Origin of the sequence: Mesorhizobium sp. CA12 (assembly GCF_020165255.1) — a bacterium.
Lineage (GTDB): Bacteria > Pseudomonadota > Alphaproteobacteria > Rhizobiales > Rhizobiaceae > Mesorhizobium.
Genome location: NZ_JAIUHT010000025.1, coordinates 31,309 through 44,266, shown reverse-complemented (window position 1 = coordinate 44,266; position 12,958 = coordinate 31,309). Strand labels below are relative to the sequence as shown.

The 12,958-nt window shown below is 63.9% G+C and carries 12 protein-coding genes and 1 tRNA gene; 5 read left to right on the top strand and 8 right to left on the bottom strand.

Annotation, left to right across the window (positions count from 1 at the left end):
• Positions 1–50: 50 nt before the first annotated feature.
• The 4 genes from LB520_RS27730 to LB520_RS27715 all read right to left on the bottom strand — a co-directional run bounded on the left by LB520_RS27730 (position 51) and on the right by LB520_RS27715 (position 5,001).
• Positions 51–1,571, bottom strand: coding sequence for a M81 family metallopeptidase (locus tag LB520_RS27730; RefSeq protein ID WP_224640053.1), 1,521 nt, complete (start codon positions 1,569–1,571; stop codon positions 51–53).
• A gap of 81 nt (positions 1,572–1,652) precedes the next feature.
• Positions 1,653–2,477: a carbohydrate ABC transporter permease gene (locus LB520_RS27725; RefSeq protein ID WP_224640052.1), complete on the bottom strand. Its 825-nt coding sequence runs from the start codon at positions 2,475–2,477 to the stop codon at positions 1,653–1,655.
• Entirely contained in the window at positions 2,474–3,343 is an 870-nt protein-coding gene (locus LB520_RS27720; protein ID WP_224640051.1) for a carbohydrate ABC transporter permease, read from the bottom strand. Before LB520_RS27720 ends, LB520_RS27725 begins: the two co-directional genes overlap by 4 nt.
• 425 nt (positions 3,344–3,768) lie before the next feature.
• The gene (locus LB520_RS27715; RefSeq protein ID WP_224585055.1) at positions 3,769–5,001 is read right to left on the bottom strand and encodes an ABC transporter substrate-binding protein; all 1,233 of its coding nucleotides are present in this window, start codon (positions 4,999–5,001) and stop codon (positions 3,769–3,771) included.
• Positions 5,002–5,173: 172 nt separating this feature from the next.
• Here LB520_RS27715 and LB520_RS27710 point away from each other — a divergent pair, with 172 nt between their 5' ends.
• The 3 genes from LB520_RS27710 to LB520_RS27700 are packed head-to-tail and all read left to right on the top strand — an operon-like array spanning position 5,174 to position 7,905.
• Positions 5,174–5,944, top strand: a complete 771-nt coding sequence (locus tag LB520_RS27710) for an SDR family oxidoreductase (RefSeq protein ID WP_224640050.1) — start codon at positions 5,174–5,176, stop codon at positions 5,942–5,944.
• Positions 5,945–5,946: 2 nt separating this feature from the next.
• Complete coding sequence (locus LB520_RS27705; protein ID WP_224640049.1) at positions 5,947–7,014, top strand: ABC transporter ATP-binding protein; 1,068 nt, start codon at positions 5,947–5,949, stop codon at positions 7,012–7,014.
• A 9-nt stretch (positions 7,015–7,023) separates the two neighbouring features.
• Positions 7,024–7,905 (top strand): MurR/RpiR family transcriptional regulator, encoded by an 882-nt coding sequence (locus LB520_RS27700; protein WP_224640048.1) that lies wholly within the window; start codon positions 7,024–7,026, stop codon positions 7,903–7,905.
• Positions 7,906–8,334: 429 nt separating this feature from the next.
• On the opposite strand, the gene LB520_RS27695 is transcribed toward LB520_RS27700, so the two are convergent.
• Positions 8,335–8,646, bottom strand: a complete 312-nt coding sequence (locus tag LB520_RS27695; RefSeq protein WP_224640047.1) for a DUF167 family protein — start codon at positions 8,644–8,646, stop codon at positions 8,335–8,337.
• Positions 8,646–8,945 (bottom strand): YggT family protein, encoded by a 300-nt coding sequence (locus tag LB520_RS27690; protein ID WP_135888880.1) that lies wholly within the window; start codon positions 8,943–8,945, stop codon positions 8,646–8,648. The genes LB520_RS27695 and LB520_RS27690 overlap by 1 nt, the downstream gene beginning before the upstream one ends.
• A gap of 165 nt (positions 8,946–9,110) precedes the next feature.
• Between LB520_RS27690 and LB520_RS27685 the strand changes: the two genes are divergently transcribed.
• Positions 9,111–9,186 (top strand) — tRNA-Ala (locus LB520_RS27685).
• 178 nt (positions 9,187–9,364) lie between these two features.
• Positions 9,365–9,808, top strand: coding sequence for a hypothetical protein (locus LB520_RS27680; protein ID WP_224640046.1), 444 nt, complete (start codon positions 9,365–9,367; stop codon positions 9,806–9,808).
• A 205-nt stretch (positions 9,809–10,013) separates the two neighbouring features.
• Here the strand turns inward: LB520_RS27680 and LB520_RS27675 are convergent, their stop codons facing one another.
• Together LB520_RS27675 and LB520_RS27670 are read right to left on the bottom strand one after the other, a co-directional pair.
• A complete protein-coding gene (locus LB520_RS27675) occupies positions 10,014–10,346 on the bottom strand; it encodes a hypothetical protein (RefSeq protein WP_224640045.1) in 333 nt (110 codons plus the stop codon).
• Positions 10,347–10,540: 194 nt separating this feature from the next.
• Positions 10,541–12,790, bottom strand: a complete 2,250-nt coding sequence (locus tag LB520_RS27670) for an AsmA family protein (protein ID WP_224640079.1) — start codon at positions 12,788–12,790, stop codon at positions 10,541–10,543.
• Between the last annotated feature and the right edge of the window lie 168 nt (positions 12,791–12,958).

The following is a 12,958-nucleotide window of genomic DNA, read 5'->3' as shown; positions in this document are numbered from 1 at the left end:
GATGAGGGGTGCTCCAGGGAACGCCAGCGCCTCATCCGCTGGAACACCCCTCATCCGGCCGCTTCGCGGCCACCTTCTCCCACAAGGGGAGAAGGGGAAGCGCGCCAAGGATCAGCCACTCTCGGCCAGATCGGCCGCGTCAGCTTGGTATAATCCGTCACCGCCGGATTGCTCGGGTAGGAACTCGGCGCGGCGACATAGATGATCTCGGCGGCGATCGGCGCGAAGCCGGCGTAGAAATGATTCGTCGACTTGATCAAGAGGACGTCCTTCGACAACGGATCGATGCCGATGTTGGAAAAGATATCTGGCTCGAAGGTCTGGGTGCGGTTGGTGTTCAAGATGACATCAACCTCGGTGCGCTCGATGCGCACCACCGCCGATGGCCCCAGCGTCACGCGGCTCGGCCCGAAGCTCTGCCAGCCTTCGCCGACCGCTTTCAGCACCCTGACGCGCGCATCGATCGGCTCGCCGGCCTGGGGGCCGGCCTTGCCGCCGAAGCGCAGGTCGATGACCGCGCCCTCGCCGGCCGCGTGGCAGAAGGTGACCGCGACCGGATCCCAGATCGTTGCCACGCCGACCTTGCCCACGCCGCGCGAAAGCAGCTCGCGCAGCACGATTGTGCCGTCGCCCGGCACGCCGCCGCCCGGATTGTCCCAGATGTCGGCGATGACCGCCGGCTTGTCCTGGCGCTCGGCGCGCACGGCTAGTGCCTGCTCGATGCCGGCGGATGCAGACAGCATCGTCATGGCGGTCTTCTCGCGCAGGTCATAGAGCTCGCGCCCGAGCGTCTCGGCGAGCTTGTCGCCCTTTTCCTTGTCATTGTCGGTGACGACCAGGATGCGCGTGCCCATTTCCGGCACGTCGGCGGCCATGAAGCCGTGGATGACCGAGACCGACAGCACGCCGTCCTTACCATGCAGGGCTTTGATCCTGTCGACGAAGGAGCGCATCGGCTCGCGGCTGGTCGGCAGCACCTGGATCATGCGGCAGTCGAAGGTCGAGATCACCGGCTTGATCTCGCCGCGCGCCGCGGCGAGGCCGAGCTCGACCACATGCTCGCCGCGCTCGTAGAAATCGGTGTGCGGGAATTCGAGGAAGTAGGCCATGATGTCGCAAGCTGCGACGCGTTTCGGCGTCAAATGGCTGTGCGGATCGAACTCCGAGGCAATCACCACTTTCGGCCCGACGATGGCGCGCACGCGCTCCAGGAGATCGCCTTCGCAATCGTCATAGCCTTGCGCCACCATGGCGCCATGCAATCCCAGGATCACCGCATCGACCGGCAAGGCGGCCTTGAGCTGATCGAGGATCTCGTCGCGCAGCGCTTCATAGGTCTGCCGTTGCACCAGGCCGCCGGGCTCGGCCCAGGTGGCGGTGCCTTCGATGACGGTCAGCCCTTCCTTCGCGGCGCGCTTGCGCAGCGCCACGATCGGCGAGGAGCAGAGCGTCGGCGTCTCCGGATGTTTTCCGGGGCCGGCATAGAAGGCCATCTCGAAGGAAGCCCGGTCGGTCGGCACCGGCGAGAAGGTGTTGGTTTCCGTCGCCAGCGAGGCGGTGAAGATGCGCATGAAGGCTCCGTGATGACCTTTTGTTTTTCGCAATTCCGGACGGAAAACCGCTGCGCACTTTTCCTGGAATTGCGGGGATAGCTATTTGACCGCCCCGAGCGCCAATCCGCGGACGAGATAGCGCTGCAGCCAGATGAAGAGGATCGCCACCGGCAGTGTCGCCAGCAACGTGGCCGCCATGACATGGTGCCATTCGATCGTATAGCGGCCGGCGACCAGCGAGAAAACCTGGATCGGCAGCGTGTAGCTTTCCTGGCTGCGCAGCATGGTGAGCGCCACGACGAACTCGTTCCAGGCGTTGATGAAGGTGAAGATCGCCGTCACCGCGATCGCCGGCAGGCAGAGCGGCAGGAACACTTTACGCAGGGTGAGCCAGCGCCCGGCGCCTTCCATCCAGGCGGCCTCCTCAAGGTCGCGCGGGATTGTGTCGAAATAGCTCTGCAGCATCCAGACCGTGAAGGCGACGTTGAAGGCCATGTAGATGAAGCCGAGCGCGGTGGTGCTCTCCACCAGGCCCCAGGCCGCCATCAGCCGGAACAGGCCAAGCACCAGCACGATCGGCGATATCATCTGCGAGATCAAAAGGAACTGGCGAAAGGCGCCATAGCCGCCGAAGCGGAAGCGCGACATGGCGTAGGCGGCCGGCACCGAGATCAGGATCGCGCCGATTGTCGCCAGCGCCGAGACATAGAGCGAGTTGACGAGCGCCTGGCCGAAGCCGGTTGCTACCCACATGTCGGCGAAATTCGACCAGCGGAACTCGCTCGGCCACCAGGTGGGCGTCAGCACCTCCGTGCGCGGCTTGACGGCGGTGAGAAACATCACGGCGAAGGGGAAGATCGTCACCGCGACCAACGGTGCAAGCAGCAGCCAGGCGATGATGGTGCGTTTCATCTTGCTGTTCATGCCCGCTGCTCCCGCATGGCGAGGCGCACATAGATCATGGTGAAGACGAGCAGGATCGCGAACATCACCAGCGACACGGCTGATGCCTCGCCCAGCTTGCCGATGCGGAAGGCGAGCTTGTAGAGATGGGTCACCAATATGTCGGTCGAGTTTGCCGGCCCCCCTTGTGTCATCACCCAGATGATCGGGAAGGAGTTGAAGACATAGATGGTGTTGAGCACGATCGCGATGTTGATGAACGGCTTCAGGAGCGGAAAGGTGATCTCGCGGAACTGCTGCAAGGGCGTGGCGCCCTCGAGTGCTGCCGCCTCATAGAGATCGTCGGGGATGGAGGACAGGCCGCCGAGGAAGATGGTGGTGGTGAAGGGCACGGTCACCAATATGCCGATCAGCACCTGCATCGGGAAGGCGGTTTCGGCGCTGGCCAGCCACTGGATGTTCTGGCTGATCAGGCCGAGCTTCGTCAGCGCCGAATTCAGCATGCCGCTCTCGCCGTTGAGCGCCCAGCGCCAGACCACCGCGGTCATGGTCAGCGACACCGCCCAGGGCAGCATGATGATGACGCGGGCGAGGCCGCGGCCGTAGAAGTCCGTATTGAGGATGATCGCCACCGGGATCGACAAAAGCAGCGCGCCGCCGACGACCAGCACCGTCCACAGCGCGGTGCGCCAGAGCGCGGCGACAAAATCGGGATCGGCGGCGAGCGCCGCGAAATTGGCGAGACCGCTGAACTCGCGCAACTGACCGAAGCGGTTGACGTTATGCGTCGAGATCTGGATCAGGTCCCAGACCGGCCAGAAAATCACCACCGCCGCCAGGAACAGGCTGGGCAGCGTCAGCAGATAGGGCAGGAAACGATTTTGCATCGGCTGGTTTGTATCGCGTTGCGAGGCTTCGAGGGGGGTGCCAATTCTCATCTGTCTTGCCAGGCGCTCAGTTTCGAATTCCTTCCAGGCGCCGCCCCTCACCTGTCTGCCTGTCCTCCGCGGCAGTTGCGGAAGAGCCCTTCCTCTCCCCCGTCGATCGGGGGAGAGGTGTCGAGCGCAGCTCGACGGAGTGGGGGTCGACCCTTGGCGCAAGGCAGGCGATGCTTGCGCCGAGTGCCCTTCGTATGTCCGTTCGCGGCGGTTGCCATGTGGTTCCCCCACTCCGTCTCGGCTTCGCCGAGCCACCTCTCCCCCCTCCGGAGGGAGAGGAAGGAGGCTGGCTGGGGCGGCGCCGACGTAGGTTCCAAAAAGGTGTGGCGCGCTCCGACGGGTGGAGCGCGCCACGGGCGCAGGGAGATACGCCCTTATTTCTTCTTCAGAACGGCGTTCGCCTTATCCGCCGCGTCCTTCAAGGCCGCTTCCGGCGTGGCGCTGCCGAGATAGATCTTCTGCATGGCGTCCGACGTGATCTGGGCGATCTCTTCCCATCCGGGGATGACCGGCGCGAAGCGGGCGTCGGGCAGAAGCGCGGTGAAGGCGGCGAGGTCGGCATTGTTGACGTAATAGTCCATCTTGGCCTCTTCCTTGTTCACCGGCAGGAAGCCTTCGCCTTGCGTGAACTTGGCGCGCTGCTCCTTGGTGAACAGGAAGTCGAGCAGCTTCCAGGCCTCGTCCTTGTTCTTGGAGTTCTTGAACATGATGATGCTATCGGTGACGCCATAGGTGCCGCGCGCGCCGGTCGGGCCGGCGGGGATGGCGGCGACGCCGTATTTCAGCTTCGGCGCTTCTTCCTTGATCTGGTTGGAGAGGAAAGGCGCGGTGATCATCATGCCGACCTTGCCCTGCTTGAACAGGTTCTGCACGTCCTCGCGGTTGTTGGAGGTCACACCTGGCTCGGTCAGGCCCTCGTCGATCATTGATTTGTAGAGCTTGGCGGCCTCGAGCGCGCCGGGCGTGCTCAGACCGGATGTGCCGTCCTTATTGAGGATCTCGGTGCCGAAGGACCACATCGCGTAATAGTAATAGACGTCGGTCTCGATCTCCTTGCCCTGCAGGCCGTAGCCGAAGGCGCCTTGAGCCTTGATCTTGCGCGCGTCCTCCTGCAGCTCGGTCCAGGTGGCCGGCGGCTTGGCGATGCCGGCCTTTTCGAACAGCTCCTTGTTGTAATACATGGCGCGCGCCGAGGCGGCGATTGGCAGGCCGTAAGTGTGGCCGTCCATGATCGAGGGCTGCAGGAAGGTGTCGATGAAGCGGTCCTTGAACTCGGGCGTGATGTAGCTGTCGAGCGGCTCGGCGACATCCTGCTGGACGAAGTCGATCAGCCAGCGCGTGCCGATGATCGAAAGGTCGGCGTTGGTGCCGGCGGTGATGTCGGTGGTGAGTTTCTGCAAAAGCACGTCCCACGGCACCACTTCGTACTTGATGGTGATGCCGGGATTGGCCGCCTCGAACTCCTTCTTCACCGCTTCGAAATAGGGGCCGGTCTTGGCGCTGTACTCGGCGACGGTGACGCGCACCTCGCCGGCATCAGCAGGTGCCGCCAAAGCCAGCATGCTCATTCCGGCCAACAGGCCGACAGTCCATTTCGCAAGGCTCATCTGATCTCTCCCATTGATCCGCATTCGCGCCTGGCCTTAGAGGCACAGGATTTATGTTACTTTCCTACATTATCGAGGGTTATGCCCAATGCAAGCAGTTTATCATGTTGCTAAATTACATTTTGTTGGATAGCGTTCCCTCGCTGTCTGGCACGGCGGAGGAGCGCGCATCGTGGTATCAAAGGCCGATCTCGAGGGCAGAACCGTTGTCGTCACCGGCGCCGGCGGCGGCCTCGGTTCGGCGATCGTCGAGCTGATGGCCGAGCGCGGCGCGCGCGTCGTCGGCTGCGACCAGTCGGTGGAAGCTCTGGCCAGCCCGCATATCGCGTCGCGCCATGTCTTCAACCTGCTCGACCGGGCCTCTATCGAAGCGGCTATCCCGGCGCTGCTCGACAAGGATGGCGTCCCCGACATCCTGATCAACAATGCCGGCTGGACGCGCGCCGAGACCTTGAAGGCGCTGACGGCGGACAAAATCGAAGAGGAGCTCGGCCTCAATTTGACCGGCGTGATGACTTTCGCCGATCCGCTGATCAAGGCGATGTCCGAGCGCGGCGCGGGCAGCGTCGTCTTCATCTCCTCGGTGAACGCCATCGCGCATTTCGGCAATCCGGCCTATGCGGCGGCCAAGGCCGGCATCAACGCCTACGCCAAATCGATCGCCGTCGAGCTGGGCCGCAGCGGGTTGCGTGCCAATGTCGTCTGTCCGGGCTCGATCCGCACCGCCGCCTGGGACCATCGCCTGGCCAAGGACCCCGAGATCTTAGGCCGGCTCAAGCGGCTCTATCCGCTCGGCCGCATCGTCAACGCGTCGGAAGTGGCGGAGGCAGTCGCCTTCCTTGCCTCCGAGCGCGCTTCCGGCATAACAGGTGCCGTGGTGCCCGTGGACGCGGGACTGACAGCCGGCTACCTGCCTTTCATCGACGACATATTGGGAGCGTGACTATGACCGACGTCCAGTTCCGCAACCTGTCGAAATCCTATGGCCAGCACAAAATCCTCGAGGACATCGACCTCGACATCCGGACCGGCGAGTTCGTCGTGCTGGTCGGCCCGTCCGGCTGCGGCAAGTCCACTTTGCTGCGCATGCTGGCAGGGCTGGAGACGATCACCTCCGGCGACCTCGTCATCGGCGGCACGCGCGCCAACGAGCTGCCGCCGCAGAAACGCAACATCGCCATGGTGTTCCAGTCCTACGCGCTGTTCCCGCATCTGAAGGCCTCGGAGAATATCGGCTTCGGCCCGAAAATCCGCGGCGAGACGCGCGCCGCGATCGACGACAAGGTCAAGAAGGCGTCGGGCGTGCTGAACCTCTTTTCCTATCTCGACCGCTATCCGAGGCAATTGTCCGGCGGCCAGCGCCAGCGCGTCGCCATGGGCCGCGCTATCGTGCGCGAGCCTTCGGTCTTCCTGTTCGACGAGCCGCTTTCCAATCTCGACGCGCAGCTGCGCGTGCAGATGCGCACCGAGATCAAGGCGCTGCACCAGCGGCTGAAATCGACCATCGTCTATGTCACCCACGACCAGATCGAGGCAATGACCATGGCCGACCGCATCGTGGTGATGGATCGCGGCCGCATCCAGCAGGTCGGGCAGCCGCTGGAGCTCTATGACCGGCCGGCCAACAAATTCGTCGCCGCCTTCATCGGCTCGCCTTCGATGAGCTTCGTCTCCGGCGCGCTGAAGACCGCTGGAGCCAAGTCCTGGTTCGAGACGACAGGCGGCGGCCGCCTGGCGCTCCCGGGCAAGGCTATGTCCGGCTGTGAGATGGTCGAGGCCGGCATCCGGCCGGAGCATTTCGTGGTCGTCGCCGGCGACGATGCCCTCGCCATCAAGGTCGACGTCGTCGAGCCGACCGGTTCGGAAACGCATGTCTATGGCTCGGTCGGCGACGACACGGTGCGCGCGGTGTTCCGCGACCGGCTGCAGGTGAAGCCCGGCGACCGGCTGCCGGTGAGCGTCGACCCGCGCAACATCCACCTCTTCGACAAGGCGACGGGCCTGCCGCTGTGAGATGATGACATGAAGACCCCGGCCGACATCATCACCCGCCTGCAATTGATATCGCAGGACGGCACCAAGTCGGACCGCCGGCTGGCCGGGCTGGTGCTTTCCGACCTCGATTTCGCCTCGAAGGCCGCGATCTCGGAGATCGCCGCGCGCGTCGGCGTCAGCGAGCCGACCGTCACCCGCTTCTGCCGCAATCTCGGCTGCGAGGGTCTTCGCGATTTCAAGTTCTACCTGGCGCAAGCGATCGCCATCGGCGGCCAGTATCTGTCGCCGGAGCCGCTCAGCCGCGACGCGCGCGAGCAGCGCATCGCCTCGGCGATCACCGAGGCGGCGATCGCCGCCATCCAGCGCGCCAGCGAAAACCTCGACATGACGACGCTGATGGACGTCGCCGCCCGCATCGCGGCTTCCGGCAATGTGCTGTGCATCGGCTCAGGCGGCATCTCCTCGATGATGGCGACCGAGATGCAGAACCGGCTGTTCCGGCTCGGCTTGTCGGCGCTCGCCCAGACCGACGGCCAGCTGCAGCGCATGTATGCCGCGGTGGCGACGCCCGAGACGACGCTGCTTGCCTTCTCCGTCTCGGGCTATGCGCGCTCGGTGATCGAGGCGGTCGAGGTCGCACAGCAATATGGTGCGGCGACCGTTGCCATCACCGCGCCGGATTCGGCCTTGTCCAAGGTCGCCGACACGGTCATCCTTCTGCAGTCCGTCGAGGACGGCAACATCTACAAGCCGACCTCGTCGCGTTACGCGCTGCTTGCCATCCTCGACATGATCGCCACCACGGTCGCGGAAGCGCGCGGGCCGAAAGTGCTGGAGAATCTGCGCCGCATCAAGCAAAGCGTGAACACGCTGAAGGTCGACGATCCGAAGCTGCCGCTGGGCGATTGAGCGGTCGCAGCGGCTTGCGCCGTCAGCGCTGACAATCCCTTGCGCCCTCCTCTGACCGCTACTCTATGCGCATCTTCTGTGACTGGCGCTCCTGATCAGGCCGAGGCTTGATTGCCAGGTGGTTCCCCCAATCCGTCGCTGCTTCGCAGCGCCACCTTCCCCCCTCCGGAGGGAAAGGAAGGGAGCCTCGCTGGACGACAGTTGATGGCTAAAAAGCTTGGCGCCTTTCCTCTACCCCGTCGATCGGGGGAGAGGTGGCTCGGCGAAGCCGAGACGGAGTGGGGGTCGACCAGCGCAGCATAGGATAACACAAGCGCCAAGCTGCTACGCACGCTATCGAAGGCCAGCCGCCTGGAAATGTGTGCATGCTGTAGCCTCTGTCCGGCAGGACAGAGGGGGGCGCTGTCCAGCCTGCGTCTCAAATTTACATTATCCGATCAGAGCCTCGACGCTTTTCGCCAGCTCGGCCCCTTCCCCCACGACCCGCAGCGTCTTCAGTCGCGATGTCCCGCCGGCAACCACCGAAACGGCCGACACTGGAACACCCAGCGCCTTCGCCATCATCCGTTCCAGCGCTTGATTGGCGGCGCCGTTCTCCGGCACGGCGCGGACGCGGGCCTTAAGATGACTGCGCCCGTCGGCAGCGGTCTCGACGCCGTCGATCCGGTCGAGCGCCGCTTTTGGCGTAAGCCGCACGAGGAGGTCGATGCCGTTCTCGCGCTGCCGAAACGGCGTGCTCATCAGCCGCCGGTCACGACCCAGGACCAGACGGTGGTGACCAGGAACTGCCGGATGAAGAAGATGATCAGAAGCAGGATGATCGGCGAAATGTCGATGCCGCCGAGATCGGGCATGAAGCGGCGGATCGGGCGCAATGCCGGATCGGTCAGCCGGTAGAGCATGTTGCCCACGCTGCCGACGAACTGGTTGCGCGAATTGACGACATTGAAGGCGTAGAGCCAGGAAAAGATCGCCGAGGCGATGATGATCCACCAGTAGATATCAAGCGCCATGACGATGGTCTGAATAAGGGCGATCATGCCGGTCTCCAAATTGTCGCCGACATGTAGCCATTGCTTGGCGTGCGGGCAAGGCCCGCGGGCTTGACTGGCGGGCAAGGCCTACCAGTCAGCGTGCTCGTCGCCTGCCGGTCTTTCGCCTTGACATGAAACGGCCGCGACCGATACAAGCCGATCCGCTGGAACGGGGCTGTAGCTCAGCTGGGAGAGCGCATCGTTCGCAATGATGAGGTCAGGGGTTCGATCCCCCTCAGCTCCACCAGCCAGCACACGCATGTGCCTCTCGCGCGCGGTTGCCTTCCTCGTTCAGCATTTTGTGGCCGCCGGATTTCGGGCCGCGTGCTTGGAACCAATGGTGGGGCAAGACGGTTCAGCTATACTTTTGAAGCTGATGTGCCCAGCCGGCTGGGCAAGCGGCGATGCTTGAGGAGGTCCCCATCATGAAGATTTCGTCCAGGTTCCGTTCAGTCGCGGTTGCGGCAATCGCCGCGGCGGGCGTCAGCATTGCCAGCGCCGCGCATGCCGACAGCGGCACGATCCGCTTCTCCGTCTACAAGGCGGCCTTCTTCATCGGCGGCTCCGGCGGCGAAGGCACGCTGACCTTCCATGGCAAACGGTATCCGATCTCGGTCGGCGGCGTATCGGGCGGCCTCGCCTTCGGCGCGTCCAAGACCTATTTTCAGGGCAGGGTGCGCCATATCCGGCGCGCCAGCGACGTGACGGGCGTCTACGGCGCGGCCGGCGGCGGCGGCGCGCTCGGCAGAGGCGCCCAGGTGATCGTCATGACCAATGACAAGGGCGCCCAGCTCGAGCTCACCGGCCGGCAGGTGGGCCTGCAGGTCAACGCCGACCTCAGCGGCATGAGCATCGCGCTGAAGAGGTAGGAGCCCCAACTCCATCCGTTATTCCCGGATGGGCCGGTTCAGGCGTGCCCGGGCGCGCAATGTCAACGACAAGGTCGCGCCGGGCAGGCCAGACGGCGAGTTTCATCGACCTCTCCGCCGACCTGCCAGACCAATGGCGGGGGTGTCCGCTCTGATGAATAGCGGGCCTGCAGGCATCCCGCTTGCCAATGAAGGGCGGCTCGCCTCAATCGTCCCAGTCATCCCAATTGTCTTCGTCCTGCGGATAGTCGGGAACGACCCGGATGATCGGCCGCGGACGCTGATAGCGCCAATAATCCTCGTCCGGTAGCTGACGCTCATAGGTGCGATAGGCAGGCCGGTCGTAGTGGTGGCGCTTCCAGTATTTGTGCTTCTTGTGCGGCCGCACGCAGTAGCCGTCCTCGGTCAGGTAGGCGCATGTGACATGCGCCTGCTGGACCAGGCCATTCCTGGCCGGCATGCCAATCATCGGCGCCGCATCTACCGCTGGCATCACCGCCAGCATGGTGCCGGCAAGGGCAAGAACAGACAATTTCATCGGCCTCTCCAATCTGTGCAGATTAAGGCCGGAAGAACGTCCTGATTGGGGACGATTTGCGGCGGCCGAGATCACTTTGATTTGCGGCCGCACATATGAGCGTTAGATCATGTATTGCGCCGGCGTCAGGCTGACGCAACCATAGCGGCCGCTTTCTTTCACATCATCCCGCGAGCGGAGGCCACCCTGCACTGCTAATTGGCCAACTGATCGAGAAGCGTGTCGATTTCCCCTTTCTTTGGCGCTTCGGGCGAAACAGGGGCGGCCTGCGGGTCGGCGGAAGCAGGTTCAGCCGCCGGCGCGGTGATCTCTGCTTCGGCCTCGCCGCCGGCGTTCGAACCTGGCGGCGGCGCATTATCCGTATTGCCGGTGTCTGGCGCCACGGCGGGTTCCGGAGCCGCGGGCGGCGCTTTGGGCCGGGGTGCGGCGTTGCGCAGAAGATCGCCGATCAGATCCGCCGCTCCCTTGCCGGAACCGTCGCCGTTCGAGCCCGTTTGGCCGGGGATCAGCTTGTCGAGATTGAGTTTCCCGGTCGGCAGCCCAAGGCGGCTCAACATATCCAGCGCGCCCTGCGGGTCTTTGGCCAATGCGCTCAGGTCCGGATAGGCCCGAGGCGCAAACAGCGGGCCTTGGACCACGATCGGCACCCCGATGCCCTTCACGGCAACGTCGCCTCCCTGCCCGGCAAGCGAGGCAACGACGCGGGGGTTGAGACGGATGTCGAGCGTCTGGTCGGCGAAGTCTATCTTGCCCGAGCCGTCCATTCGCACCAGCGGACCCAGCAGGCTGATGTCCGTCGTCTGCGCGACGCCGTTCTCGATGGCAAAAGAGGCGCCGAGTTCGGTGAACGTCGTCTTCTTGGTCTGATCCTGCTTGAAGCCGCTGGAAAGCAGCCCGACCAGGTTGTTGTAGACCTCTGCTACGTCGATGCCGCGGAAGGCGCCGTCGCCGAATTTTGCCGCCGCCTTGCCGCCAAGGGAGCGGGCAAGCGATTTCGTGGTCTTTCCCGAGCCTGAAACCGCGACCGTCGCATTGAGCGTTCCTTCGATGCGGTCGAAATTCGCAGCATCATGGAGCAAGGGAGCGGCGGCCGCACCGGCGATCGCAGTGTTCAGGGTCAGGGAAGCGGCGTCCTTCGAGCCGTCGGCTGTCATCTCCGCGGCAATCGTGCCGCCGTAGAAGGGACTTTGCGGCACGTTCAGGTGCGCCTTGCCATCAGCAACCACCAGAGTGGTGGCCACCGGCCCGGCGAAGACCTTTCCATAGCCGAGCTTGTCGGCCTGGATGTCCACCTTGGCGTCAATTCCCTTGAGGAAGGAGAGATCGATCGGCGCGTCGGTGGCGCCGTTCGGCTTCTGCTTTCCGCCCGTGGCAGGCTCGCCGCCGCCGGCGAACGCCGCGAAGTCAAGCTTCGCGAAATTGAGAGACGTCCGGATGTTGAGGGGCGCCCCAAGTTTCATCGAGCCCTGGCCCGACGCCTTGACCCCGTTCAAGGCAACAGAGGTTTTCTGAAAGGAAAGCTGTCCTGGCCCGGCGTCCACGTCACCTTTGAAGGCAAAGTCTCGCAGACCGTGGGAAGCACTCTGCCCCAGCCATTGCATAAGCTTGTCGACCGAGGCCGATGTGGCCGAAACCTGACCCTTGAACGTGCCGCCGCCCCCGGCAGCGCCGCTTATGCTGCCTTCGAGGTACTTGGAGGAAACCGAAAGGCTGATCGGCCCGGACGCATCGGCAACGGAGCCGCTGGCCAGAAAGGATGCAGGTGCGAGCTGGGACTTGAACGTCACGGCCTGTCCCCGCCAGACGAGCTTGCCCGTCAAATCGACCGGCTTGCCGACATCGCGAACCTTCGCATCAAGATTAAGCCCGGTGATGTCGTCGGCCGTTGTGGCGTCGGCAAGTGCTGCAAGCGGAAGCTTGCCTTCCCGAATTCCAACCGTTCCCTGCAGATTGGCGCTGCTGCGTATGCGCTCTGCGGTGAGTCCGCGAAAAGCGAACCCCATATCGGCGGTCAGCTTGCCGGACAACGGCACGGATTGTCCGGCCAGCTTCGCTACAGAGCCGATATCCAGCCCTGAACTCGCAATATTGCCGCGTATGGTCGGAGGCGTTTCACCGACATTCGTCGAGGCTTTCGCGGTAACGCTTCCCGCATCGAGGCCGAAGTGCTCCAGCTTTGCCTCGAGATGTCCGTCGCGCAGCGTCGCGGCGAGCTGGACATCGGAAGCCCGTATCTTGCCGCCGACCAATTCATCGATGGCAACGCTGATGTCGGCGTCGAACGCAGAGAGCATCGCGAGGTCGGGCTCGCCGGAGCCGGCCGAAACCTTGCCCGCGCTGGAACCACCCTTTCCAATATCGCTCAAGGCGTCGATATCGACGCGCTTTGCCGCCAGGTCGGCGAAGAAGCGATGCCGCGCCCCGGGCTGGAAGAGCGCGTCCATCTGGAAGCTCTGGTCGCCGATCTCGAATTTTCCGCCCTTGATCTGATAGCTGCCGTTCCCGTTGAGCTGGATCTCTCCACTCGCATGCAATGAAGAGAATTTGGCAACCGGCGCCGGATCGAGACGCGCCTCGATGGCGATCTGGGCCGGCAGCCGCTTCAGGATCGG